The 24,019-nt window shown below is 53.8% G+C and carries 23 protein-coding genes; 12 read left to right on the plus strand and 11 right to left on the minus strand.

The features are described from left to right. Positions 1–8 precede the first annotated feature (8 nt). Positions 9–2,798: a hypothetical protein gene (locus B3Z17_RS02750; RefSeq protein ID WP_286828473.1), complete on the minus strand. Its 2,790-nt coding sequence runs from the start codon at positions 2,796–2,798 to the stop codon at positions 9–11. A 177-nt stretch (positions 2,799–2,975) separates the two neighbouring features. Between B3Z17_RS02750 and B3Z17_RS02755 the strand changes: the two genes are divergently transcribed. From B3Z17_RS02755 to B3Z17_RS02770, 4 genes are all read left to right on the plus strand, one after another. Continuing rightward, complete coding sequence (locus B3Z17_RS02755) at positions 2,976–3,242, plus strand: hypothetical protein (protein WP_286828474.1); 267 nt, start codon at positions 2,976–2,978, stop codon at positions 3,240–3,242. Further along, on the plus strand, positions 3,242–3,586 hold the full coding sequence (locus B3Z17_RS02760) for an Hpt domain-containing protein (RefSeq protein ID WP_286828475.1): 345 nt from the start codon (positions 3,242–3,244) through the stop codon (positions 3,584–3,586). The genes B3Z17_RS02755 and B3Z17_RS02760 overlap by 1 nt, the downstream gene beginning before the upstream one ends. Before the next feature lie 96 nt (positions 3,587–3,682). Further along, the gene (locus tag B3Z17_RS02765; protein WP_068305722.1) at positions 3,683–4,234 is read left to right on the plus strand and encodes a response regulator; all 552 of its coding nucleotides are present in this window, start codon (positions 3,683–3,685) and stop codon (positions 4,232–4,234) included. Then, positions 4,227–4,724 (plus strand): Hpt domain-containing protein, encoded by a 498-nt coding sequence (locus B3Z17_RS02770; RefSeq protein WP_068305724.1) that lies wholly within the window; start codon positions 4,227–4,229, stop codon positions 4,722–4,724. The genes B3Z17_RS02765 and B3Z17_RS02770 overlap by 8 nt, the downstream gene beginning before the upstream one ends. 66 nt (positions 4,725–4,790) lie before the next feature. Here B3Z17_RS02770 and B3Z17_RS02775 read toward each other — a convergent pair whose 3' ends face one another. Then, on the minus strand, positions 4,791–6,275 hold the full coding sequence (locus B3Z17_RS02775; RefSeq protein ID WP_286828476.1) for an alkaline phosphatase: 1,485 nt from the start codon (positions 6,273–6,275) through the stop codon (positions 4,791–4,793). 321 nt (positions 6,276–6,596) lie between these two features. Between B3Z17_RS02775 and B3Z17_RS02780 the strand changes: the two genes are divergently transcribed. Then, positions 6,597–7,091, plus strand: coding sequence for a TonB family protein (locus B3Z17_RS02780; protein WP_286828477.1), 495 nt, complete (start codon positions 6,597–6,599; stop codon positions 7,089–7,091). 71 nt (positions 7,092–7,162) lie between these two features. On the opposite strand, the gene B3Z17_RS02785 is transcribed toward B3Z17_RS02780, so the two are convergent. The 8 genes from B3Z17_RS02785 to flbT all read right to left on the minus strand — a co-directional run bounded on the left by B3Z17_RS02785 (position 7,163) and on the right by flbT (position 14,044). After that, complete coding sequence (locus tag B3Z17_RS02785; RefSeq protein WP_286828478.1) at positions 7,163–8,335, minus strand: vWA domain-containing protein; 1,173 nt, start codon at positions 8,333–8,335, stop codon at positions 7,163–7,165. A gap of 5 nt (positions 8,336–8,340) precedes the next feature. Beyond that, positions 8,341–9,186, minus strand: a complete 846-nt coding sequence (locus tag B3Z17_RS02790) for an AAA family ATPase (RefSeq protein ID WP_068305732.1) — start codon at positions 9,184–9,186, stop codon at positions 8,341–8,343. Positions 9,187–9,414: 228 nt separating this feature from the next. Further along, positions 9,415–9,825 carry a flagellar protein FlaG gene (locus tag B3Z17_RS02795; RefSeq protein ID WP_068305734.1) on the minus strand — a complete coding sequence of 137 codons (411 nt, stop codon included), beginning with the start codon at positions 9,823–9,825 and terminating at the stop codon, positions 9,415–9,417. A gap of 114 nt (positions 9,826–9,939) precedes the next feature. Continuing rightward, positions 9,940–10,767: a flagellin gene (locus B3Z17_RS02800; RefSeq protein ID WP_068305736.1), complete on the minus strand. Its 828-nt coding sequence runs from the start codon at positions 10,765–10,767 to the stop codon at positions 9,940–9,942. 277 nt (positions 10,768–11,044) lie between these two features. Then, positions 11,045–11,875, minus strand: a complete 831-nt coding sequence (locus tag B3Z17_RS02805; RefSeq protein ID WP_068305738.1) for a flagellin — start codon at positions 11,873–11,875, stop codon at positions 11,045–11,047. A gap of 233 nt (positions 11,876–12,108) precedes the next feature. Beyond that, positions 12,109–12,936 carry a flagellin gene (locus B3Z17_RS02810; RefSeq protein ID WP_068305740.1) on the minus strand — a complete coding sequence of 276 codons (828 nt, stop codon included), beginning with the start codon at positions 12,934–12,936 and terminating at the stop codon, positions 12,109–12,111. Between the two features lie 264 nt (positions 12,937–13,200). Continuing rightward, entirely contained in the window at positions 13,201–13,626 is a 426-nt protein-coding gene (gene flaF, locus B3Z17_RS02815; RefSeq protein ID WP_068305742.1) for a flagellar biosynthesis regulator FlaF, read from the minus strand. A 25-nt stretch (positions 13,627–13,651) separates the two neighbouring features. Then, positions 13,652–14,044, minus strand: a complete 393-nt coding sequence (flbT, locus tag B3Z17_RS02820) for a flagellar biosynthesis repressor FlbT (protein ID WP_068305745.1) — start codon at positions 14,042–14,044, stop codon at positions 13,652–13,654. 300 nt (positions 14,045–14,344) lie between these two features. Between flbT and B3Z17_RS02825 the strand changes: the two genes are divergently transcribed. Genes B3Z17_RS02825 through B3Z17_RS02845 form a run of 5 tightly spaced genes read left to right on the plus strand, consistent with a single transcriptional unit; the run spans position 14,345 to position 20,793 of the window. After that, entirely contained in the window at positions 14,345–16,015 is a 1,671-nt protein-coding gene (locus tag B3Z17_RS02825) for a tetratricopeptide repeat protein (protein WP_286828479.1), read from the plus strand. Beyond that, positions 16,015–16,893, plus strand: a complete 879-nt coding sequence (locus B3Z17_RS02830) for an N-acetylneuraminate synthase family protein (RefSeq protein ID WP_286828480.1) — start codon at positions 16,015–16,017, stop codon at positions 16,891–16,893. The genes B3Z17_RS02825 and B3Z17_RS02830 overlap by 1 nt, the downstream gene beginning before the upstream one ends. Next, positions 16,878–18,656: a cytidylyltransferase domain-containing protein gene (locus tag B3Z17_RS02835; RefSeq protein WP_286828481.1), complete on the plus strand. Its 1,779-nt coding sequence runs from the start codon at positions 16,878–16,880 to the stop codon at positions 18,654–18,656. Before B3Z17_RS02830 ends, B3Z17_RS02835 begins: the two co-directional genes overlap by 16 nt. Beyond that, positions 18,646–19,569: a class I SAM-dependent methyltransferase gene (locus B3Z17_RS02840; RefSeq protein WP_286828482.1), complete on the plus strand. Its 924-nt coding sequence runs from the start codon at positions 18,646–18,648 to the stop codon at positions 19,567–19,569. The genes B3Z17_RS02835 and B3Z17_RS02840 overlap by 11 nt, the downstream gene beginning before the upstream one ends. A 51-nt stretch (positions 19,570–19,620) precedes the next feature. After that, positions 19,621–20,793 (plus strand): polysaccharide pyruvyl transferase family protein, encoded by a 1,173-nt coding sequence (locus B3Z17_RS02845; RefSeq protein ID WP_286828483.1) that lies wholly within the window; start codon positions 19,621–19,623, stop codon positions 20,791–20,793. A gap of 9 nt (positions 20,794–20,802) precedes the next feature. On the opposite strand, the gene B3Z17_RS02850 is transcribed toward B3Z17_RS02845, so the two are convergent. Beyond that, positions 20,803–22,011, minus strand: coding sequence for a class I SAM-dependent methyltransferase (locus tag B3Z17_RS02850; RefSeq protein WP_286828484.1), 1,209 nt, complete (start codon positions 22,009–22,011; stop codon positions 20,803–20,805). A gap of 219 nt (positions 22,012–22,230) precedes the next feature. Here B3Z17_RS02850 and B3Z17_RS02855 point away from each other — a divergent pair, with 219 nt between their 5' ends. Continuing rightward, positions 22,231–23,043: a transketolase gene (locus B3Z17_RS02855; protein WP_286828485.1), complete on the plus strand. Its 813-nt coding sequence runs from the start codon at positions 22,231–22,233 to the stop codon at positions 23,041–23,043. After that, the gene (locus B3Z17_RS02860) at positions 23,036–24,007 is read left to right on the plus strand and encodes a transketolase family protein (RefSeq protein WP_286828486.1); all 972 of its coding nucleotides are present in this window, start codon (positions 23,036–23,038) and stop codon (positions 24,005–24,007) included. The genes B3Z17_RS02855 and B3Z17_RS02860 overlap by 8 nt, the downstream gene beginning before the upstream one ends. The last annotated feature ends 12 nt before the right edge of the window (positions 24,008–24,019 follow it).

Consider the following 24,019-nt stretch of genomic DNA (forward strand, 5'->3'; position numbering starts at 1 on the left):
ATAATGGCTTAGCCGAATTTCTTGAGCGATTGTCCTAGCAAAATATACAGCTTGCCCATATCGGACGAAATCAATGTGACAGACATGGCGCTGCCGCGGTCCCCCAGCATCGCCCGTTCCATCATACCCTCGAAATCGCGGCAATAGCGGGTAACCGCCTCGCGGAATTCCGGGTCTGTCTTGAACTTGTCGGCGATGGTCTTGCGGGTGCTGCGGTCTGCGATCTTGAGCGACCGGCGCATGAAGACAGATCGGTCCCCCGCCAGATAGGCTTCCCACACATCATCCGGCAGGTCCGTGGAAATGGCCTTGTTGATGTCGATGGAGGTCGACTGCAGGCTTTCCATCAACAGCGTGGATGTGCGGGCGAAGTCATTCTTGGTGGCGCTGGCGATGCGCTGCTCGATCTGGGCCGTATGGTCCATGAACTGGTTGGCCTGTTTGGCGATCTTGTCGGCTTCGGTACCGATGCGCATGGCCAGAAGCGCGCTTTCCTTCTCTGCCTGCTCGGCCGTGTCGGTATACTCCTCCAACACGCGGGCGAGGGTGGCCTGCATCTCTTCGCGCAGGTAGGTGATGCGCTCTGCTGCCTTGTTGGAGATTTCCTCCATGCTGGCGGCCAGTTCGTCGCGCGTTTGGTCGACGGAGGATTTCATTTCCGTCTGCGCCCGCTCGGTCTGGTCCATCAGGGACTGGCTGGCGGCATCAAGGCGCGCTGCGGCTTCCATCGAGCTGAGCGCAAAGCGGTCAACTTCCTTGCTCATGGTGTCTGAAGCCTGATTGAGGTTCTTCACCACGCCTTCGGTTTCGTCCTTGATGCGCGCCCGTTCGCCAGAGAAGGCCTCGGCGGCGCTTCCAAGTGCATCGCTGGATTCCTTGAGTTCCGTCCGCAGGTCGGTGTTGCGCTCCTTCAGGGTGTCCGAAGCTGCCGTCAGGTTTTCGGCTGTCTGGGTGCCCGTTTCGCGCATATGCTCAACAATGGACACCAAATTGCCTGACTTGCCCTCCAGGGCTTCGCCGACCTGTTCCGCAGCTTCCTGCAGCTCGCGCCCGTGCGACGTAAAGCGTTCGGCGGCTTCGATCACGCGCTCGGCGGCGTCGTTCGAGGCATTGTTGAGCGCATCCCGCTGGGCAGAAAGATCTTCCTCCAGCCGTGCCAGCTTCATGCGGGTATCATTCAACACTTCTGCGATTTGCTGGCTTTGTGCGCTCATCTGCTCACTTACACCCGCAAGTTCTTCACTGGTGGCGCCAGCTTTTTCTGTCAGTTCGTCAGCCTTCGCGCCTATCTGATCTGCGGAAGCCCCGAGTTGGGTGCCTGCGGTCTCGCCAGCCTTGGCCAATTCTTCAAGCTGTTCCTCAACGCCCGCACGCAGCTGGCGGATATGCTGCAGGGTTCGTGCAGCAACTTCTTCTGCCTGGGCTGCAGCAGTATCGCTGTGGCTGGTGATGGACGCCATGGTCTCATCCAGCGCCCGACGCGCGCGCTCAAGCCCGTCATCAAGCACCCGGTCCACCTGTCGGGCGTGCTCCAGCACGGCCTTGCCGGTTTCTTCGGTGGTCGCCAGCGTCTGCTCGTTCACCGACTTGCTTGTGGAAAGCGCGGCCTCACAGTGGTCTTCGAGCGATTTACCGGCTTCATCCAGCATGGCTTTGGCTTGGCTGACGGCTTCGGTCATCTTCTCGGACATGGTCTGGGCACGCTCGGACACAATGGTCGAGACTTCTTCGGTGTGCGCCAACGCATCGGTGGCTGCTGTACGGACTTCACCGACGTGGGACCGCAAAGCTTCTTCGATTTTGGCGGATTCGGCCGCAGCCAGCTGTGCCAGTTCATTGAGCACATTCGCCTGAGTGGTCATATGTTCGGAAAGCTCTGCGGACCGGCCTTCAAGGCCTTCCACATCGTGGCGGAAGCGGTCCATGCCGGACAGTACATTGTCTGTGACAGTCTGCAGGCGCAGCTCCACGTCCATCGACATCTCCTGAACTTCGCTTGCCTTTTTCGACATCTGGCTGCTGGCGCTATCGAGGCGGGCTTCCATGTCGTCTGTCGCGCCGTGAAGGGCCGTGAGGCTCTCGTCGATCTTTTCCTTGGCGGAAAGGGCCGTGCCGGCCGCGTTTTCGCCCGCCCCAGAAAGGTCTGCCGCCATAGCTTTGACAATGGCTTCCAGATTGTTGAAGCGGCCTTCGATTTCTTTTGTCAGGTCTGACATGCTGCCGCGCTCGCGCTCCAGGATTTCCCGGATGCTGGTGGTGCGGGCTTCTGTGTCTGCCGTGGCTGAAAACAGGTTGCTGATCTGCTCCTGGAAACGGTTCTCCAGGTTATCGATCCGGTCAGACGCCAGGTCTGCGACGGCTTCGATGTTGGTCAGTTCTTTTTTGAGCGAGCGGTTCAGCTGCGACAGGCGCTGTTCTGCCAGTTCCACAGGCGCCACGGCCTTGTGGAGGCTTTGCGCCATGGCCAGTCTACGCTCAAGCAAGGGGTCTGTGCGCTGGAAGGCCAGGGCAATCAGCCAGAAAATGGCTATGGGCGTTGTCAGGCCGCCGATGATTGCGGCAGCAGCCTCGGGTGCCATCGCAGCAATGTTGATGCCTGCGTTGGTCAGGTAATAGCCACCAGCACCCAGCCATCCCAGCGATGAGACACTGGCCAGCATGAAAGGCATCAGGCGCCGCGTGTTGCGGGCCCGGATGGCTTTTTTCGCATTCTCGCTATTGGCTTCAGGCAGCGCGTCGTTGCCCTCGACCGACTTTTGCTCAGACGTTTCTGGGAAGTCCATTTCCGCTTTTGACATGCCGCCCCCGGCGTTACCGCCACCCATATGAAATAGTTTTCTCTATTGTTACAGTTTATGAATAACACCAGAACGTCAACACGTGCCAGCTTGTTCCTTATCGGAAAAGAAGAATTTTAACGAAGATTATGGCAATATGACGGTTCGTGATCGTTTTCATGAAAGGGAAGGGGTTTTATGAACGATCTGTTGGAACAGACACCTGCCACCAAGGCCAAGCCCAGTGGTGCACAGAAACGCTATCTTGAAAGAGGGCTTTCCGAGCCTGGTGGCAAGCTGCCACTGTTTGACCGGGACGGCCAGCGTATCAGGGACGCGACAATAAAGTCTTGCCTGTCGAAAGGCTGGTGCGAGCCTTGGTACAGGAACCCGATCAAGCCTGATTGGCTGGTTTGCAAGCTGACCCGCGAAGGACGCGCGGCCCTTGGCAAGGATGCTGGTTAATGGCCGAATCCGATTGGGACGAGTCCGTCGTTTTGGACCGCGAACACCTCAAGGGGTACACTGGGGGTGACGCTTATCTGGCGCGTGATGTCCTGAAAATCTTCCTCGATAACGCGCCGCTTTACCTTGATGTCCTCTCATCCGCTGAGGGGGACGGCTGGCGATCATCAGCCCACAAGCTGAAGGGGGCGGCCCGGGGGATCGGGGCGTGGCGGCTCGCGCGCGCTGCGGAACGGGCAGAGATGCTGGGGGAACCTGCGGCGAATGACCCGCGCCGTGGGCCGATTCTTGATACGCTGAAAGAGCGCCTCGCGGAGCTTGAGGGTGTGATCAACGCTGGTTAAACTGGTGAAATGAAAGCGAAAAGATTGACCGGGCGCCAAAACTAACGGTAAAAAAGTTTATCAACCTGTGTGGGGCAGGATAATTAAGGCACATGTATGAGCGATTATGATTTTGACCGGGTAAATGTATTGTTGGCGGAAGATAGCCCGTTCATCCGCTCCTTGCTGGTAAATTCCCTGAAGGTCCTTGGTGTTGGTAACGTGTTTGCAGTGGAACATGGGGGCGACGCGATCCATTTCCTGCAGCGCGTGAAGAACGAGCCCATGAAAGTGGGGGTGCAGCAAATCGACATTGTCATCTCAAACTGGGACATGCATCCGATCGATGGCATGATGTTCCTGCGCTGGGTGCGCCGCCATAAGGATAGCCCTGACCGCTTCGTGCCGTTTGTGATGATCACCAGCTATTCGGAACCCGAGCGCGTGCTTCAGGCCCGCGAAATGGGTGTTACCGACATGCTGGCGAAACCCTTCACCATCAAGAATATTGGTGAAAAGCTGATTTCAATTATCGAGCGGCCTCGTCAGTTTGTGCATACCAAGGATTTCTTCGGCCCGGACAGACGCCGCCAGAAGCTTGAATATGGTGGTACTGAACGCCGCGTCCTGACGGACAAGAGCGAAGGTGTGGAGGTGATCCGTGGATAAGAAGAAGGTCATCGTCCGCTTCTACCGGTTCAAGAACCGCCTGAAGGAAAAGACTGCGGGGCTTGCGCCAGGCAAGGTTTCCATTTCGCCCGAAGCGCTTGAGGCCGCGGAAGCCGCGCTTGAAAAGATGGCTGAAGACTATCCGGATTGGGTGTCGGGCCTGATTGTGAAGCTGCAGGAACAGCATGGCCGGTGTGTTGACAGCCCGGAAAAACGCCGTGAAAGCCTGGAGGCGATCAACCACATTGCCCATGACATGAAGGGGCAGGGCGGCACATTTGGCTATCCGCTGATCACGACAATCGCGGATTCGCTGTATGGCTTTTCCTATTCCCGGGACGAGATCACTGATAATCAGGTCGAGCTGATCAAGGCGCACCTGGATGCCATGCGTGCCGTGATCCGCGGGCGTGTCAGCGGCAGTGGTGGCGAGATTGGTGAAAAACTGATCGAAGGCCTCAATCAGGCGATCACCAAATACGACAAATAGGCCAGTGAGCGAGATTGAAAAAAAGGGACCGAATTTCGGTCCCTTTTTCGTATGCGTGTTGGGTGCCTAGTCGGCGGCGCGTTTCCGTAGATTGAGCGCCTTGTCCATGATGTGGAAGACCACATTCTGCTCCATGGTGCCGCTTACCAGGTGGGCCCAAGGGCCAATCGCGAACAAGGCAACATCCTCGCCACCATGGGTTTCGCTGCGGGTCGGGACAAGAGCCTGGGGCTTGAACATCGGATCTGCGATGTCTTCTTCCGTCAGGTGTTTCCGTTCACCTTTCACGGCACCGGGCCCGTTCTGGTAGGCCAGTGTGGTGTATGGTTTGCCGTCTTCTGCCAGCGTTGGTTCAGTTTCATGCGGGCCGGTGACGAGGCCAAAGATCGGATTGCCCCGCTTGGGGTAGCCAGCCATGGTGAAAACATGGCTGTGGTCAGCGGTTACAAGGATCATTGTCTCGTCCAGGTCCACCATTTCCATGGCTTTGCGGACAGCCTTCGACAGAGCCACCGTATCAAAGAGCGCGGCTTTGGCGCTGCCCCAATGATGGCCATGGTCGATACGGCCAGCCTCAACCATCAGGTAGTAGCCACCGTCATTCTTTTGCAGCATCTTGATGGCAACCTCGGTCATTTCGGCGAGGTCTGGTTGCTCGTCACCGCGCTGGGCCTCAAACTGCATGTGGGATTTATCGAAAAGGCCCAACAGGCGTGATGTGTTGGCTATATCTATTTGCGCCAGGCTTTGCTCGTTTTCGACATAGGCAGCTCCGCTGTCGCTTGCCAACCATTCCTTGGTGAGGTCCCGACCATCCTTGCGGCGGCCTTCCCCAGCACCATCGGGCAGGAAGTTGCTTCGCCCGCCGCCCAATGCCACTTCAAGGCCGTTCCCGCCTATCGGGTCGAGCATTTGTTGTGCGATGTCCCGACAGCCGTTCGTGACAGCTTCTTCCGGCAGTTCACCGTCGTTTTCCCATTGGCGGCTTGGACTGTGGGCGTAGACAGCAGCAGGTGTCGCGTGGGTCAGCCGTGCGGTACTGACAATGCCAGTTGCCATGCCGACTTGCTCGGCATAATAGGCCAGCGGTGTCAAGGCTGTGTCCATGGCGCCCGCACACTGGGCGTTGGGCTGGGTTGGCGCTGTGTTGATCGCACCGATACGGGTTTTGACACCAGTATTGAGCGCCGAAGCCGTGCCAGCAGAATCCGGTACCTGGGCATCCACGTTGTAGGTTTTGACAAGAGCTGTGTATGGGAAGCGTTCGAAGCTCAGATAGTTCTCCTCGCCGGACTTGCCCTGTAATTGGCCTTCCAGAATGCGGCCTGCGGTCAGGGTTGAGATACCCATGCCGTCGCCCACGAACAGAATGACATTCTTGGCTTGTTTGGTATTTACCGGTCGTGCTGCGCGTTCGGTAACCGCTTTGGCGCCCGCATCAAACCAGCTTTCCGTGGTGCCAGTGTCCTGGGCAACAGCCGAAGCCGCGAAAAGTGAGGTGGCCAGTGCGGTTGTCGCAATCGCCACGGATCTCAATTGTATGTTTTTCATATATTCCTTCCCGGAACTTGAGTTGATATGTGGGCGCACATCGCCATTGTTGTAGCAAACTCAGTCACAGCTATAAAAGGCAAATTTAGACATATTGTGACAGCGCAGTGCGGCAACATTCATATAGGCACATGAAAGATATAAACTTCGGTCGTACGGTTTATCGACAGGTCGCAATTTCTCCTCCTTTCATCGTGTCGGTATCGCGACCGAGCCGGATTCAGGCATTCTTCATTTACCGGCGCAGCGCAAAGACGCCAGAAACAAAGGCCGGGCATTGAAACACGAGCGACACGCAAAATAAAAAGCGAGGAGAAGACTATGACGACCAGTTTTTTGAAAAAGAGTGCATTTGGTGCAGCAGCATTGTCTGTAATGTTGTTGGGCGGTGCTGCGCAGGCAGGCCACAACGGTGGCCTTGACGCCTGGGCGGAATCTGCAGGCAGCAGCATTGATAAAGTAATGAAATATCCTGCCTTTGCGGCGCGCAAGGGCGACCAGGGCTATGCCAGCTTCCGGGTGACGGTGAACAGGGCAGGGGATGTCATTGCGTCAGACCTGCTGCAGCGCACTGACAGCGCATTGCTGAATTCAGCTGCGATGCGCGTCGTCGCAAAAGCTGATTTCCCGGCACTTCCCGCTGAATTTGACGGTGAGAAACTTACGTTTTCTCTGCAGCTGAATTATGCGCTTGCGGGATCAGCGATGGAGCAGCGCAATCTGATGCGGGAAGGCCGCGTGACTGGTAGCGAGGTGGCGAGCAATCGCGGGCCGGTGACAGCGAGCATCTCTTTTGAAGGTGCCAGCGCTGACTAGAACAAGGCGGAACCGCAGAAAAGGAAAGGGCCCTGATGGGCCCTTTTTCATGTTCAGCCTAGTTTTGGCGCCTAACGGCGCAGTTCGCGCATGGCCCGGTCGATACCGCTGACCGTCAGCGGGAACATACGGTCTTCCATCAGCGTCTTCATGATCTGGATGGATTGCGAATAGGTCCAGTGTGTTTCCGGAATCGGGTTCAGCCAAATTGCACGCTGGTAAACCTGCGTGACCCGGTTCATCCACACCTCTCCGGACTCCTCATTCCAGTGCTCCACCGATCCGCCTGGATAGGTAATCTCATAAGGGCTCATGGACGCATCACCGACGAAGATGACCTTATAGTCGTGCGGGTAGGTGTGCAGCACATCAAGCGTGGACTGGAAGTCGTTGAAGCGGCGGCTGTTTTCTTTCCATACCTTTTCATAGAGGCAGTTATGGAAATAGAAGAACTCCATATGCTTGAATTCTGATTTGGCGGCAGAGAACAGCTCTTCACACACCTTGACGTGTGGGTCCATTGACCCGCCCACATCAAAAAACAGCAACACCTTCACGGCGTTATGGCGCTCGGGCACCATCTTGATGTCGAGATACCCCTTGTGGGCCGTGGACCGGATGGTGTCATCAAGGTCCAGCTCGCTGGCCTCGCCCTCACGGGCAAACTGGCGGAGCTTCCTCAGGGCTACCTTGATATTACGGGTGCCCAGTTCAACGCTGTCGTCCAGGTTCTTGTATTCGCGTTTGTCCCAAACCTTGATGGCGCGCCCGTGCCGGCCCTTGTCCTGGCCGATGCGCACGCCTTCAGGGTTATACCCATAGGCACCAAAAGGACTTTTGCCTGCTGTACCGACCCATTTGTTGCCGCCCTGGTGGCGCTCCTGCTGCTCTTCAAGCCGCTTCTTCAGCGTTTCCATGATCTCGTCCCAGCTGCCGAGAGACTTGATCTCCTCCATTTCTTCCTTGGACAGGTAAAGCTCAGCCAGTTTTTCCAGCCATTCTTCCGGTATTTCGACTGTTTCATCGCCGATAAACTCGATGCCTTCGAATGTCTTCCCGAAGATACGGTCGAATTTGTCGAGGTTCTTCTCGTCCTTCACGAACGCAGACCGGGCCAGATAATAGAAATCTTCCACGCTGAAGCCCGCGCAGCCTGCCTTCATGGCTTCAAGAAGGGTCAGATACTCCTTGATGCTGACGGGTACGCCACCGTTCTTCAGGTCGTAAAAGAAACTGTTGAACATGGTCTTTAAGCACCCTGGCGCCGGTTCATGAAGGCAAGCCGCTCAAACAGATGGACGTCCTGCTCATTCTTGAGAAGCGCGCCATGCAGCGGCGGGATGATGGTTTTCGGGTCTTTGGACTTAAGCACGTCCAGTGGCAGGTCTTCGGCCATCAAGAGCTTCAGCCAGTCAAGCAGTTCGCTTGTGGACGGCTTTTTCTTGAGGCCAGGCACCTCGCGAAGTTCAAAGAAGACATTCAGCGCTTCCTTGACCAGGCTTTGCTGGATGTCGGGATAGTGGACCGCAATGATGTCCTTCATCGTTTCTGGGTCAGGGAACTTGATGAAATGGAAGAAACAGCGGCGCAGGAAGGCGTCGGGCAGTTCCTTTTCATTGTTGGATGTGATGATCACGATTGGCCGGTTCTTGGCTTTCACAGTTTCGCCGGTCTCGTAAACATGAAACTCCATGCGGTCGAGTTCCAGCAGCAGGTCGTTCGGGAATTCAATGTCAGCCTTGTCGATTTCGTCAATCAAAAGTACCGGTGTTTCGTCGCTCGTGAAGGCTTCCCAAAGCTTGCCCTTCTTGATGTAGTTGCTGATGTCTTTGACTTTTTCATCGCCTAGCTGACTGTCGCGCAGACGGGAAACAGCATCATATTCGTAAAGGCCTTGCTGGGCCTTTGTGGTGGATTTGATGTGCCATTCAATCAATCGGCATCCGAATGCATCCGCGACTTCATTGGCCAGAACTGTTTTCCCGGTTCCGGGCTCACCTTTGATAAGGAGAGGGCGCCTGAGCGTCGCCGCAGCATTGACTGCAACTTTCAGGTCATCGGTGGCGACATAATTTTCGGTGCCAGCAAACTTCATCGTGTCAAACTCCTGAAACGAACAAATGGAATTGCTACTTACGTAGCGCATATGTCTGTGATGTCCAGCCCTACAGTGGCGTGGTGGGGATATCGATAGATTGCTTGGTGGATAAACGCAAAAACCCTGTTCCGCACCCATCGGGGCAGATACAGGTTGGGGTATCATTATCAGCTTAGGCTTGAGCTACGTTACCGCATTAACCGTTTAATTTAAGTTAACTCAAGCCTAGGCTTTATCGTCTACTGCCAGTCCAGCAACATGCCGATAATAGGACAGAAACTCCAGAATAGATTCTGGTGGGAACTGTTTGATTACTTCACCGGACTCGGTGTCGATATTCTTGTAAACAAACCGTCCTGTTTCGTCGTCTTTATCGATACGCAGTCGCGTATTCGGAGCCTGCTCTTCTTCCGGTAGGAAGCTTTGCAGGGCCTCAGCCGCCCGCTCCAGCGGTGTGGCATTGGCGTTTTGAGCCTTCTTCTCAATATGAGACAGAGGTTCAGCTCCTGACGTTTGCCCGCTTTGGGCTTTGATGCCTGTCAAGCGGTCGACGTCATTCGAGGCTGGCTTAGCAGTTTTCGCGCCACGGAGGTCTACGACCTGTGCGCTGCTGCTTATTTTTCCAATCTCAGTCATCGGTCCACTCCTGAAACAATGGTTAAACTCATTGTTTCGTTAACGTTCATGCTCTTGCCTGGGCGAAGGGCGGGCTGCCTTGGGTGCCGGACGGCAGCCCGCCAATCAGCTCAATTAACGGAAGAGCCCAAGTACGGTCGAAGGCGCCTGATTGGCGATCGACAGTGCTTGCAGGCCAAGCTGCTGCTTCACTTGCAGTGCTTGCAAGCTAGCAGACTCTTTGGCCAGATCCGCGTCAACGAGGTTACCGATACCAACTTCGATGGTGTCAGACAGCTTGCCTACGAACTCTTTCTGCAGGTCAAGACGTTTCGCGCCAGCACCAAGTGCGGACAGCGAGCTGTTCACGTTAGTGATGGAAGCCTCAATTGCAGTCACAGCCGCGGAAGCGTTCGCTGCAGTGTCAATGGAAGTTGTCGTTGCAACTGTAACGTTCGCACTACCGAGAGACAGGTCTTGCGCGGCAATCGTGATGGTGTTGGAGCCATCATCGTTTGTGATCGCCACGATTGCAGAACCGCCGGATTCAACAACGTTGGTGCCGTTGAACTCTGCGTTCGAGACAATCGACGTGATCTGATCACGAAGCTCTTCGAATTCGTCGTTCAGGGCAGTACGGCTTGCAGTGTCAAGGCCAGAGTCTTTCGCGGACACCGCCTTCTCTTTCATTTCAATAAGAAGGTCAGATACCGCTTCACCAGCTGCAACAGCAACGTCGATAGTTGAAAGCGCGCGGTCCAGGGAGGACTTCACAGCGTTCAAGCCGGAAACGTCGCCGCGCAGTTTTTGCGCGATCGAGAATACAGCTGCGTTGTCTTTTGCAGAAGCTACTTTCAGGCCTGTATTAATACGGCCTTGCACCGTATTCAGGTTGCTGCTTGTAGAGTTCAGGTTTTGCAGGGCAGCAAACGCGCCTGCATTAGTATTTACCGAAAAAGCCATTTTGCTTCTCCTTTTTGGAGTTATTTAACGGGCATTTTGCCCTAAGGACTTTTTGTCCTGGAATTAACAGTGCAATAATGGTGCCAAGATATACATCGTGGCATTTTCTGTTAAGGTGCTGATATATATGGAAAAAGAGATGTAGTTCTGGATTCTGGAACAAACGGAAAGGTGGGCAATTTTTGCCCATTATGCGATTTAGAGCAGTTTTTGCCTATTGAGGTGGGAAAAAAATGCCGGGGCGGCCCGTAGGCCGACCCGGATATGGTTTTAGACTTTAACCTTGGAAAAGGCTTACAGCAGCCTGAGGCGCCTGGTTGGCAATAGACAGGGCTTGGAGGCCCAGCTGTTGCTTCACCTGAAGCGCCTGCAGAGTTGCGGAGGCTTTCGCCATATCGGCGTCCACAAGGTTACCGATACCGATCTGGATTGTATCCGAAAGCTTGTTGGCAAAGGCTTGTTGCAGCTCAAGCCGTTTGGCGCCTGCGCCAAGAGCTGACAAGGACGAGTTTACTGCAGTGATTGATGCATCGATGGCCGACACAGTAGCGGCTGCATTCGTTACGGTGTCAATGGTTGTCGTGCTGGCAACGGATACGTTTGCGCTACCAAGCGACAGGTCCTGTGCTGCAATCGTGATGGTGGAAGAACCATCATCATTTGTGATTGCAACGATATCACTGCCTCCAGAAGCCACAACATTGGTGCCGTTGAACTCGGCATTTGAAACGATTGAGGTGATCTGGTCACGCAGTTCTTCAAACTCGTCGTTCAAAGCAGTCCGGCTGGACGTATCCAGCCCCGAATCTTTCGCGGCGACTGCCTTTTCTTTCATTTCAATCAGAAGATCGGAAACCGCCTCTCCTGCTGCAACCGCAACATCAATCGTGGACATGGCGCGGTCCAGCGAGGACTTAACAGCATTCAAGCCCGACACATCAGCCCGGAGGCTTTGTGCGATAGCAAAAACTGCTGCGTTGTCTTTCGATGAAGCCACTTTAAGCCCCGTGTTAATTTGCGTTTGCACTTTTCCTAACGCCCGGTCTGTAATGTTCAGGTTCTGAAGCGCTGACAGCGCGGACGCATTGGTATTAACGGAAAAAGCCATTTCTGTTCTCCTTTCTGAGAGTAATCAACTGAGCCTTTTGCTCTTGGTTTCGTTAAGCGCAAGCAGCGTGCCAGATTAAGTCTCTGAAAGGTAAGGGTATTTTTATGGGTTGGGTTGGGCGTAAACTGCCTTGCGGCAGAAATTGCAGGCAAAGAATGCCCTATGGCACCATGAAAGAGCGCATAAAAAAAGGGGCCCGAGGGCCCCTAATAGTCATGGTTTCTTTGAACCACTTACCGGAAGAGTCCGAGAACTGTCGATGGTGCCTGGTTGGCGATGGACAGGGCCTGAAGACCCAGCTGCTGTTTAACCTGCAGGGACTGCAGTTGAGCGCTTGTCTTGGCCAGGTCGGCGTCAACGAGGTTACCGATACCAACTTCGATGGTGTCAGACAGCTTGCCAACGAAAGACTGCTGCAGTTCAAGGCGTTTGGCACCTGCACCAAGAGCAGACAGTGAGCTGTTCACATTGGTGATGGAGGCTTCAATGGCAGCCACAGCTGCAGAAGCATTTGCGGACGTGTCAATTGTAGTCGTCGTTGCAACTGTCACGTTCGAGCTACCCAGCGACAGGTCTTGTGCTGCAATAGTGATGGTGTTGGAACCATCGTCGTTAGTGATGGCTACGATTGCTGCGCCACCTGACTCTACTGCATTTGTACCGTTGAACTCAGCGTTCGATACGATCGACGTGATCTGATCACGAAGCTCTTCGAATTCATCGTTCAAGGCAGTACGGCTTGCAGTGTCAAGGCCAGAGTCTTTTGCAGACACTGCCTTCTCTTTCATTTCAATGAGAAGGTCGGAAACCGCTTCGCCTGCAGCCACAGCAACATCGATCGTGGACATTGCACGGTCCAGCGAGGACTTAACAGCGTTCAGACCAGATACGTCGCCACGCAGTTTTTGCGCGATCGAGAATACGGCCGCGTTGTCTTTGGCAGACGAAACCTTCAAACCCGTGTTAATCTGGGTCTGGGTCTTGTTAAGCATGTTAGTGGTGGAGTTGAGGTTTTGCAGAGCAGCAAATGCACCAGCATTGGTGTTTACAGAAAATGACATACTGTTTCTCCATTCTGAGATGTCGTTTGAGCCTTTTGCTCATGAAAGCCTTTTGCTTTCGGAAATCAGCGTTGCACGGGGTGTGCCAATTTTTCCCGTTGGGCGGAAAAAATTCCCTATTCATTGAAAATAAAGGGGTTTTTCGTGCCGATGGGGGGTGGTGGTCGCTATCGACAGCATTAAGAAAATAAGGCAATATTTGCCGGGTGGGAAAAAAGGATCAGGTTTGGTGGGAAAATGTTGCCGGTTTACGGCAGATCTTGCCTACAGAAGTGAATTGATTGGCTTCTGGTCCTGCGGTGATGGCTCGGGCTGCTCGTCCTGGGCGCGCTGCTGCAGTTTTGCCTGGTCGGCAAGGCCTTCCATGATCGTGCGGTTGATATTGATCAGGTCGTCGATGGATTCCTCGCCGCGCATCACGGCAGATGAATGTTTGGAAACCCATATGGAAAGGGAGATGATCCCGGCGCGCAACTGGGGAGGGAGGCCATTGCCTTCAGTGCCGCAGTCCGAGGACAGGACCGACCACATGCGCCGGTTCCAGTCCAGTGCCTCGACCATCTGTTTGTCCCGTGTTGCCCTTTCCTTGGCCTTCATCAGGGCATTGGTGACTTCTGCGAACAGCCGGTATTCCACCTGGCTTGCGTTTTCCGCAGAATGCTGAGCTTTCTGGTAAGCTTGGTATGACATTTACTTTCCCGTTTGTTACCTATTCTCAACTTCCCCCAAGTCTCGTCTTCTCAAAAGTAACCAGTTTTTTGCAGTTCATCAGTGCTCGATAATAATTCTTGTCCATTACGTCCCGGCTGATGGAAACACACAGTTCAACCGCTTCGGGTGTACTGATGGCATTCATGAATTCCGTCATGCGGACGACAAACTCTTCATAGTATTTGTCGACCTGTCCCTGATCCATGTACATGAGCATGATCGGAAAATAGATGCGCCTTGCTGGTGTCGTAATGTCCTCTTCCTGCAAAATGTCCTTTTCTCGTAAGATCGAGGCCTTGTTGTGGACAATCAATGTTGTCCGCCTGTCGGCATTTGCAATTACCGCGCCATTAATCACCAGTTTCTCATCAGGCTTTAAAGAAAGCTTTAACGCCATATGGTCCTCTCCCCGAAAGTTCCGCTGATTTCAGCTTGCCTATCAATATGTGAGACATGGGTTCACTTTCGCCATATTGCCTCTATGCCATGGTATAATAAGAAATTTTTTTTTGATAGTCCGTTAATTTGCTTGGCATTTGCATTGCATAATTGATGTCAGGGTGCAAACTTCTCCTGTGCCGGGATGTTACCTTTGCAGCTTCAGAGTGACTGTTGCTGCGCGCCCGGACCGAAATCAAAGGTTCGGGAGAATTTATGTGCGTCATGATAATCTGAATATGGGGCTAAGGCTGTAAACATGGGAAATGTTAAACCGAAGAAAATCACCAAGGCGCGCGCCAACAAGGAGTTTGAGCTCGGTCGTAAAGCTGCAAAGGCCGGTGACTGGCATTCTGTAGCGAAGCATCTATTGGTTGCTTGGGAGGTATACTCTGACGACTTGCCCTTGTTGACAGTCCTTTCGCATGCGCTGGTGCAGCTTGGTGCCCGTTCGCAAGCGATCGAGCTGCTTGAAAAAACCTTGCAACGTCACAAGGCGACACCAGATATCTGTGCGATCATGCTTCAGATGGCGCTTGAAATGACCATGTATGATGTTGCGGTCAAGATCGGTCGCATCCTGATCGAAATCGACCCTCAGACTCCGGGGCACTATATTAACTTGGCATCTGCTTTGTCAGGCGCGGAAGAATATGACGCCGGTATTTCCATGCTTCAGGCCGTAATCCCGATGTTCCCGGAGGTGTCGGGGCTTTGGAACGTTTTGGGCAGCCTGGTGCAGCAGCGGGACGGCAGAGAAGCATCCAAGGCCTTCTTCCATGAATCAATCCGGTTGGACCCGAAAAACTTCAAAGCCTACAGCAACCTTGCTGGCGCAGAGGAAGACCAGGCCAAGCGTCATGAGATTATCACTGAAGCCATCAAGCTTGAACCCAAAAACCCTGAACCGCACCTGATCAATGCCTTCTGCCTGATGCACATGGGGCGACTGAAAGAAGCCTTCAAGGAATATGAATTCCGTATGGACCCTTCACGTAAACTGGGTCAAAGCCTGTCCTATACCCACAAGGTCCCTCGCTGGGACGGTAGTTCGCTTGCCGGCAAAACACTTATGGTAACGGGAGAACAGGGTATTGGGGACGAGGTGGCCTTTGCGCCGCTTCTTCACCGTGTCTATGCGGAGGCAAAACAGCTGTACATCGGCTGCGAACCCCGGCTGGTCTCCATTTTCCAACGTGAATTCCCAAATGCGGTTGTCGCGCGGCATGCCACGAAAAGCCAATATGGCTATATCTATCGCTCCTTCCCGGACATTGAATATGCGATGCGCGATGATGGTCTGGAAATTGACTGGGCTGTTCCGATTGCGAGTTTGCCCGGATATTTCTGGGAAGGTCCCGAGGATATCGAAGAATTCCCCAATGGCTATTTAAGCGCAGACCGGGCGTTGGCGGCGGAATTTGCCAAAAAGATTGCGGGCGCAGGCGAAGGTCTGAAGGTCGGAATTGTCTGGCGTAGCGGCAATATCACCGGGATTCGGAAGAGAAGCTATCTGAGTTTGGAACAGCTGCTGCCCATTCTGGCTACGAAAGGGGTTACGTTTTTCAGCCTCCAGTATACGAACGTCGGGGAAGAGCTTGAGGCGTTTGAAAAAGAGCATGGCATCAAGATCCATACTTTCGATGGCGTTGACATGAAAAACGATATCGAAGCCAACCTCGCCATCATGGCCAACCTTGATCTTGTCTTGGGGGCACCGACATCGCCCCTAAGCTTTGCTGCAAGCTTGGGTGCCCGAACATGGTGGATGTGTGAAATGGAACCGTGGTGGCGCTATGGCTTCGATGGCGGTCGTCCCAAATTTTTGCCACAGGGTAAATACTTCACCCAAGGGGAGGAACGTGGCAACTGGGACAAGCCTGTTGACGATGTTCGTGCGGCCCTTGCTGACCTGCTGGACGCTGGATAATGGCAGGCTGGCGCAATACATCTCCTTATTTCATCGCGGAAGTGTCCAGCAACCACGCCCGGGACCTGAAGCGTTGTATCGCCTTTATCAACAAGGCGGCAGAAATCGGCTGTGATGCTGTCAAATTTCAACTGTTCCGGATTGATGACCTGTTCGCGCCGGAGGTTCTTGAGAAGAGTGAAGAACACTCTCGGCGGCGGGCCTGGGAATTGCCAACAGCCTTTCTTCCCGATTTGAAAGCAGCTTGTGATGCTGTGGACATTGCCTTCTCCTGTACGCCCTTCTATCTCGAGGCCGTGGCGGAATTGGAGCCGCATGTAGATTTCTACAAGATCGCTTCCTATGAATTGCTTTGGGATGACCTGATCAGGGCGTGCGCCAGGACTGGTAAGCCACTGGTGCTGTCAACCGGTATGGCAACGCTTGATGAGGTAACTCATGCGGCTGATGTATTCCGCCAGGCTGGTGGGACTGACCTTACGTTGTTGCACTGCGTGTCAGGCTATCCAGTTGAAGCGAAAAACTGTAACCTAGCGGCCATCGAAACAATTCGGGAAGCCACCGGCGTGGCCGTTGGCTGGTCAGACCATAGTCGTGATCCGGGGGTGGTGCATCGGGCCATCGACAAATTCGGGGCGAGCATGATCGAGTTCCATCTGGACCTTGAAGGGCAGGGTGCAGAGTATGAAGCAGGCCATTGCTGGCTTCCTGACGAGATGGCTAAAGTGATTGCAGATTGCCGTCGACTGGCGGCCGCAGATGGCTGCGGCGACAAGGCACCAACTCCTGCGGAGATTGACGACAGACCGTGGCGTGCGGACCCATCAGACGGTCTCCGTCCGACACTGGACGTGAGGCGAGAATGGCGGGACGGGTAGTCGCAGTCATTGGTGCGCGGCTGAACTCAAGCCGCCTGCCACGGAAACATTTGCTTCATTTGGCTTCTGAGCCATTGATTGCACATGTGGTGGACCGACTGAGACATGTGCCGGAAATCGATCAGGTTGTATTGGCAACAACAGCTGACGATTATAACCACGACCTTGTCACGTGGGCCGCAGACTATGGTGTTGCCTGTCACGCATTTGATGGCGACGTTAACGACCTGATGGGGCGGGTGAATGAAGTAGTGGTCCAAGAGGATGCTGACATCATTCTGTATGTTTGTGGCGATTGCCCGCTTATTGATATGGACACTGTGGCGGCCCTGTTGCGTGCGCTCAAAGATGCACCTGATGCGGAAGTGTCCAAGCTTACATTGCCTAATGGGTCGCAGGGAACCATTCATGTGGGCTTCGATATAGTCAGGCGCAGCTTCTGGAACCGGATGTACGCTGCTTCCAGCACCGCGGACGAGCGTGAACATGTGGGGGCTGCCTGGCATCATTCCAAAAAAGTTGAGCCCGCCGCTATAGCCTATGCGAACGACGCGGAGGTTTTTTCCAGTATCAGGCACCGAATTTCCGTTGATACCGCCCAGGATTATTACTTCATGCGTAGGGTCTATGAAGATTGGTACGCGTGCCACGACCAGGGTACGCCTGTAGCGCTGGAATGGGTTGTTGATCGACTGACGGCTGAGCCGGAACTCAGGGCGATTAATGCAGACGTTCACCAAAGAGGCGTCAGCGAGGACATTAAAGAAATCGCCCTCTTGAGTGAAGTTGGGCCGGAGATTGGATTGGGGCATCTTTCCCGTATCTGCGTTGCCGCATTTGCATTGCAGGCCACGATGGGAGCCCGTGTGAGGCTTTTTATCAGGGGACAAGTCGTACCGTTCGAAAGCCTCAATTTGCTGCCCCACACGTGGGTTGACGGCTTTCAGTCGGTCTCGGATGAAGTCCTTGGCCACGATGCCGTTATTGTTGACCTCAAGGAGATCGATCAGGACGCTTCGACCTTGATGGCAAGGTGTGAAGGGAATGTATATCGGGTTGGGATTGATCGGGCACTGCACGCCGACCAACTGTTTGACTTCCTGTGGGTGCCTTCGGTTTATCTGCCGGAAGAAGCAGTGACACGACTTGGTGCCAAGTTGCAGTATGGCCTGGATTGCATGTTATTGAGGCAGCCCTTTCTTGGGAACAGGGGTCAAGCCAGCGAAGGTACAGCCAAACGTGTCGTCATACTGACTGGTGGTTCTGACCCTGCGGGTTTGGCCCAGGTACTTCCAGAAAAACTGCTCGCTGCGCTGCATGGACACGTTCAAATTACCTGGGTACAGGGGCCGTATGCAGCAACACCTAACGTGGGATCGGGAACACAGGCATCGCCGCGATGGACCACTGCCGTTTCGCCGCCAGACTTGCACCAGTTTGTTGTTGGCTTTGATGCGGCGCTTTGTGTCTTCGGGGTTTCCTTTTATGAATGTCTTAATGCCCATGTGCCCACTATTGTATTTGACCCACTAAAGGCTGCGACGGCAGAAGAATGGCAGTTTTTGAAAAAACAGATGCCTGACTTCGTCATGCAAACGGTGGATGATGCTGTGTCACAGCTCGCCTCCATGATGCAGCAAGCGGCACCAGCTGAAATTCCTGCTGCAGCAGACCGTTTGCAAGGTGCTCAGGGCCGTTTTGCGCGGCTCGTGCAGGAAAAATTGCAGGCACATTCAAGAGGAGCGCTTCACAATGCATCATGAATGGCAATCCAGCGATTATGGCCGCCACGAGGGTCCGGAGGTCGTCCGGAAAGACGGCTCAACGGTGATTGACTGTAATGTTTGTGGTTTCAAGCATGTTGTACCCTTGCCGTCAAAGGCGGAACTGATGCGGTTTTACAAAGAAGAATTCTATCAGGTGGGCAAGCCGGACTATTTGTCCCTCAACAAAGAAGATCAGGCCTGGCGCGCGATTGAATATAAGGATCGGTTTCAAGCTGTCGCGGGTTTCCTGCCAGATGACCTTCCGCGAAGTGTCCTTGATATTGGGTGTGGGCCGGGCGATTTCCTGGAAGTCGGGCGTAAGTTGGGCTGGGACTGCCTGGGCGTTGAACCCTCCCCTGACGCTGCAGCCTTCACGCGGTCGCGCGGCGTTGAAGTTGTAAACGCCATGTTTGACAAGCAATTGGCCGCAACCCTGGATAAGGTTTCATTCATTCATATGAGTGAGGTGCTTGAGCATATCCCAGACCCAAAAGACCTGCTTGAACTGGCTTTTGACCTGCTGCTGCCCGGTGGCCTGCTTTGCCTGTCAGTGCCCAATGACTTTAACCCCTTGCAACGAGCATTCTGTTCTGAAACCGGGGCTGAAAAATGGTGGGTGGTTCCGAGCCATCATCTGGATTATTTTGATTTCGATAGCCTTGAGGGACTGCTCCAGCGCGTAGGCCTGACCGTCAAAGAGCGGAGTACAAACTTCCCGATGGAGCTGTTCCTGTTGATGGGGCAAGATTATACCACTGACGGCGTTTTGGGGCGAAACCTGCATAATAAGCGGAAGCATCTGGACGAGATGCTTGCAAAGCATGAACCCGAAGCGCGCGTAAATTTGTACAAAAGCCTGGCAGGGGTAGGCCTTGGGCGCCTTGCCATTGTATTTGCGCAGAAGCCATAATCAAAACCCACGAGCGGTTTGGTATATTGAATGGGTTGAAAGGGGTAAGGTATGGGGTCCAGGTATCTGGTTTTATCCGGTGGATATGACACCAAGAATGTTGGTGACTATGCCATGCTTCAGCTCTTTTCCAGTCTCGCCAGGAAAAAGGGGCTGGACGTGAAGCTTCTGTCTCGTCACAAGCTTGATGTCCTGAGAGACCGGTATGGCGCGGACGAAATTTTGGAGAATTTCGAATTCGGAAACAAAGAGCAGAGTAGGGGGCGCTTTTTCCGCGGCTTCAACGTTGGTGACGCCAGCAGCCACCTGACGGCCCTTACGGACGCAATACGGCAATCCAGTGGGCTGGTTATTGGCGGAGGGCGTCTGCTGGTTGACTATGTAGACGGTGTTATGCGCGGGCCGCTTGCCTATTGGTCGACATTGGTCACCTTGGCCAAATTTCTGGGTGTTCCGGTTCATATCTATGCCATGACATTCATTCGCCTCAAGACTGAACGGGGCGCTACATCGGTTCGGTTCATGGTTGATAGCTGTACATCTGTTGGGGTTCGTGACCAAGCATCACTTGACTACCTACGCGAGATTGGATGCCAGAACCCAAATATCTATGTATTGGCCGACCCTGCGTTTGCCCTTGAATGGGGGCAGTCGCCGTTGAAGGGCAACAAGGTTGCGGTATCCGTCCGTCATATTCATGCCGATTATGCCGGGCTGGCTTATGAGCAGTATCTGGAAAAGATGGTTTGGGTTTGCGAGGCGATACGTGATCAGGGCTATGAGCCTTTTGGTATCCCTCATGCCTATTATGGAATTGACGACCCTTACTGCGATGACCGGACGATTCTGAAAGACATTGCCTCTCGAACGCCCTTCGAGTTTGTGGAGGAGGAATGGCTTGATATTGACAGTTACAACAAGTTCTACATGGAAACCTGTGGCCTGATCGGTATTCGCCGACATTCCATGTTGTTCGCAGCGGCCTCTGGCGTGCCCGTGCTGGGTATCAGTGAAAACGAAAACGCAGGCAATGCATGCAAAGACATCGATGCCGACCAGCCTCTGGCTCTTTCCGCCGGGCGGTCCGAAATCCAGTCGCGCATCGAGGACTTTTTCAAGCGCAGGAATGCAATCCAGGTGCAACAAAAGCGTGCATTTGATCGGGTCAAGTCCGGGCTTTATGAAGGGTATGAGGAATGCCAAATTTGGCCAGAAGGCAGTTAGGCGTCTTTATCATACAGGGTCAGGATCATACAGGGTCAGGATTTTCCCGTCTTCGACACCCTTCTCACGAAGGCTGCTGGCGATTTCCTGTTCGCTGGCACGTGACGAAATCAGGATCGGCGTATCTTGGTGGGTTTTCCAGTAGGTGTCGGGCGAAATCACGGTCACTCCATGAACGCATTTCCCCCATTTCTGGCTATCGTTATCAACTATCGCCTCAATAGCGGTCTGTTCCGCAATTTCAGTGTAGTAAAACAGTTGGGACGTATGCAGCCCGCCGGCCCAAATCACAATGCTTTGCTCTGGATCTTTCCGTGCAAGCGCCTTGTCAAGCCGCGCTTGCCATTGGTTTCTTTCCCAAACCTCGAATTCGGCCAGCACTTTCTGTGACCATTTGAAATCGTTAAGAAGAGGCTTCTTCTTTCTGTCAGATTTTTGAGCGAGCAAGCGCTGAACCGGATATTGATCCGTTTCATAGTCGTCTTCGATTTCGGTGATCAGGCTGAAACCGGAAATCTGCAAAAGATTGGTCAGCGACGCATGTGAGAAATAGTTGATGTGTTCAAAGGTGAAATACCCCTCAATCAAATGCTCGGGGTCTGTCAGAAGTGGAACCTCCACCAAAATGATGCCATCTTCATTCAGCATCGATGCTGCTTTCCTGAGGGCTTCTACAGGGTCATAAATATGTTCCAGCACATGCGTAAGGATGAACAGGTCGTAGGTTTCGCCAGTATCTGGAACATAGCTCTCGAAATCCCCGGGACGGGCTTCCACTCTCCATTGTTTCCTGCCGATATCGATGGCGGATGCTGAGGGATCACACCCGAAAACCTGCCACCCACCAGCCTTGAACCGGCTGAGGGTGTATCCGTCAGAGCACCCTACTTGGAACGCTTTGCCTGGGACTGTTTTTTTTCCAGCGACATACTTCAACTGATCTTCGACGATGAAGGTCTTGCGTTCGGAAGGGGCGCCACCCCGGCCGGCATTCGTGTAATTCGAATAGTTCTGGTAGTACGTCAGCATTGTGTCATGAGGTACTGCCGGGTCCTGAAGAACAAGTCCACAGCCCTCACACGCCCTGTAGGCCATACGCTGACGACCAACGCCAAGCACATCCATCGTTCGGTCAAGAAACACCGGTCCTTGGGTTGAGCCGCAGATGAAACAGGACCGCCGGATGGTGTTTTCAGTTGGTAATTTGTTCTTGGTCATTCGGTAACATAAGCAAAGTTTTTCAATGACGTAAATAGCTTAGTCGATTATAGCTGGACGAACATTATGTTTGGTTACGCTGCGATGGGGGCGCCTTAATTGCGCTCAAGCGGCTAAAAATGGCATGCAAAATGCTTAATAAAAATTCACGATAACCAAACATGAGGATTCTACGGCTTTGTGCCGTAGGACAAATTGAATGCTGAAAGAGAAAGACTGATGCATATGGGGCTGGAAGAAACGGCGACTGCACTGCGGGCGCTATCGCTGCGCGCTATACATTCGGCGCGCTCGGGCCATCCTGGAGGCAGCCTGTCTGTCGCAGATATTTTGACGGTCCTGTATTTTGAGGTCATGCGGGTCAAGCCTGATGATCCGGATTGGATTGACCGTGATCGACTGATCCTGTCGAAAGGGCATGCATGCCCGGCCCTTTATGCCGCTTTGGCTATGAAAGGGTACTTTTCGGAAGAGCATGTCCTTGGCTTGCGCCACATTGATAGCGACATGGAAGGTCACCCAGACTTCAGAATAGCCGGCATTGATGCACCCTCTGGGTCCCTCGGCATGGGGCTGAGCCAGGGACTGGGCATGGCTATGGGCGGCAGGTACCAGAATAAAGATTTCCGCACCCATGTTATTCTGGGCGATGGCGATTTGCAGGAAGGCAATACCTGGGAAGCCATCATGGCGGCAGGGCATCATAAAATGGATAGCCTGGTTGCAATCTATGACGCCAACAAGCTGCAGGGTGACGCGCCGGTCAAGGTGCAGCTCGACCTGGGTGACGTAGCCGCAAAAGTGGCGCAGTTCGGGTGGCACACCATTGATGTTGATGGGCACGACATCAGCGCCCTGAAAGCAGCATTTGATGAGGCCAAGGCAACAAAAGGCAAGCCGACCTTCATGGTGGCGGATACAATCAAGGGTAAAGGTGTTTCCTTTATGGAGGGTGAACTTTTCTGGCATGGTAGCGTGACGATGTCAGACCAGCAGCTGGAAGATGCGTTGAAGGAGCTGGGCAATGACTGATCAATCCATTCTTTCATACTGGGGCCCGGGCGAAGAGGTATCTGTGCGCGATGCCTTTGGGCGTATTTTGGTCCATATGGCCGAAACTCGCGCAGACTGGGTATTCTTGGACGCCGATGTCGCTGGGGGTACTGGCGCAAAACCACTCATTCAGGCCAGGCCAGACAGAGTCATGCAGTTCGGGATTGCCGAACAGAATATGATGGCTGCTGCGGCGGGTGTAGCCGATACGGGCCTGATCCCTGTTGTGTCAACGTTTGCGGCCTTTGGCTGCATGCGGGCGCACGAACAGTTCCGTACAGCGATCGCCTATGCAGGACGAAATGTGAAGCTTTGCTGCTCTCACCACGGCCTAGATGTGGGCCCGGACGGTGCGACCGCTCAAATGCTTGAAGATCTGGCTACCATGCGCGCCATCCCGGACGTCACGGTGATCAGCCCGGCGGATGCGAACGAATTCATGAAAGCATTTGCCGCTATATTGGATCATGAAGGTCCTGTGTACATGCGGATAGGTCGTAGTCCTACCCGAGTGGTTTATGACGAAGATCATGACTTCACCATCGGCAAGGCTCATCGGATACGGGACGGCAAGGATGTGACTGTGTTTGCCACAGGAGTGATGGTTCCGCGTGCCCTTGATGCCGCGGTAGCCCTTGAGGCTGACGGTATTTCCGTACGGGTGGTTAATATGTCCACCATCAAGCCAATTGACCGCGATGAAGTTGTGGCAGCAGCAGCTGAAACCGGTGGCATTGTCTCTGCGGAAGACCACAATGTTCTTGGGGGAATGGGAAGTGCGATTGCGGAATGCCTTGCGGAGCACCACCCGGCCAAAATGCGGTTCGTCGGTGTAAAGGACAGGTTCGGAAAGTCGGGTGAACATACAAACCTTCCGGCCATGTTCGGGATTGATGCTGATGCCGTTGCACAGGCATGCCGTGACATCCTGAAAAGCCAATAACGGAGAAAGTCA

The sequence above is a fragment of the Kordiimonas sp. UBA4487 genome (assembly GCF_002389025.1).
Lineage (GTDB): Bacteria > Pseudomonadota > Alphaproteobacteria > Sphingomonadales > Kordiimonadaceae > Kordiimonas > Kordiimonas lacus.

What these genes read in the sequence shown, in the direction of transcription:
- B3Z17_RS02835 (WP_286828481.1), top strand. Translation starts at nt 16,878, where the DNA reads ATGGCGGGACGGGTAGTCGCAGTCATTGGTGCGCGGCTGAACTCAAGC.
- B3Z17_RS02775 (WP_286828476.1), bottom strand. Translation starts at nt 6,275, where the DNA reads ATGAAAAACATACAATTGAGATCCGTGGCGATTGCGACAACCGCACTG.
- B3Z17_RS02760 (WP_286828475.1), top strand. Translation starts at nt 3,242, where the DNA reads ATGGCCGAATCCGATTGGGACGAGTCCGTCGTTTTGGACCGCGAACAC.
- B3Z17_RS02750 (WP_286828473.1), bottom strand. Translation starts at nt 2,798, where the DNA reads ATGTCAAAAGCGGAAATGGACTTCCCAGAAACGTCTGAGCAAAAGTCG.
- B3Z17_RS02845 (WP_286828483.1), top strand. Translation starts at nt 19,621, where the DNA reads ATGGGGTCCAGGTATCTGGTTTTATCCGGTGGATATGACACCAAGAAT.
- B3Z17_RS02840 (WP_286828482.1), top strand. Translation starts at nt 18,646, where the DNA reads ATGCATCATGAATGGCAATCCAGCGATTATGGCCGCCACGAGGGTCCG.
- B3Z17_RS02780 (WP_286828477.1), top strand. Translation starts at nt 6,597, where the DNA reads ATGACGACCAGTTTTTTGAAAAAGAGTGCATTTGGTGCAGCAGCATTG.
- B3Z17_RS02800 (WP_068305736.1), bottom strand. Translation starts at nt 10,767, where the DNA reads ATGGCTTTTTCGGTAAATACTAATGCAGGCGCGTTTGCTGCCCTGCAA.
- B3Z17_RS02790 (WP_068305732.1), bottom strand. Translation starts at nt 9,186, where the DNA reads ATGAAGTTTGCTGGCACCGAAAATTATGTCGCCACCGATGACCTGAAA.
- B3Z17_RS02755 (WP_286828474.1), top strand. Translation starts at nt 2,976, where the DNA reads ATGAACGATCTGTTGGAACAGACACCTGCCACCAAGGCCAAGCCCAGT.
- flaF (WP_068305742.1), bottom strand. Translation starts at nt 13,626, where the DNA reads ATGTCATACCAAGCTTACCAGAAAGCTCAGCATTCTGCGGAAAACGCA.
- B3Z17_RS02830 (WP_286828480.1), top strand. Translation starts at nt 16,015, where the DNA reads ATGGCAGGCTGGCGCAATACATCTCCTTATTTCATCGCGGAAGTGTCC.
- B3Z17_RS02795 (WP_068305734.1), bottom strand. Translation starts at nt 9,825, where the DNA reads ATGACTGAGATTGGAAAAATAAGCAGCAGCGCACAGGTCGTAGACCTC.
- B3Z17_RS02805 (WP_068305738.1), bottom strand. Translation starts at nt 11,875, where the DNA reads ATGGCTTTTTCCGTTAATACCAATGCGTCCGCGCTGTCAGCGCTTCAG.
- B3Z17_RS02785 (WP_286828478.1), bottom strand. Translation starts at nt 8,335, where the DNA reads ATGTTCAACAGTTTCTTTTACGACCTGAAGAACGGTGGCGTACCCGTC.
- B3Z17_RS02855 (WP_286828485.1), top strand. Translation starts at nt 22,231, where the DNA reads ATGCATATGGGGCTGGAAGAAACGGCGACTGCACTGCGGGCGCTATCG.
- B3Z17_RS02810 (WP_068305740.1), bottom strand. Translation starts at nt 12,936, where the DNA reads ATGTCATTTTCTGTAAACACCAATGCTGGTGCATTTGCTGCTCTGCAA.
- B3Z17_RS02825 (WP_286828479.1), top strand. Translation starts at nt 14,345, where the DNA reads ATGGGAAATGTTAAACCGAAGAAAATCACCAAGGCGCGCGCCAACAAG.
- B3Z17_RS02765 (WP_068305722.1), top strand. Translation starts at nt 3,683, where the DNA reads ATGAGCGATTATGATTTTGACCGGGTAAATGTATTGTTGGCGGAAGAT.
- B3Z17_RS02860 (WP_286828486.1), top strand. Translation starts at nt 23,036, where the DNA reads ATGACTGATCAATCCATTCTTTCATACTGGGGCCCGGGCGAAGAGGTA.
- B3Z17_RS02850 (WP_286828484.1), bottom strand. Translation starts at nt 22,011, where the DNA reads ATGACCAAGAACAAATTACCAACTGAAAACACCATCCGGCGGTCCTGT.
- flbT (WP_068305745.1), bottom strand. Translation starts at nt 14,044, where the DNA reads ATGGCGTTAAAGCTTTCTTTAAAGCCTGATGAGAAACTGGTGATTAAT.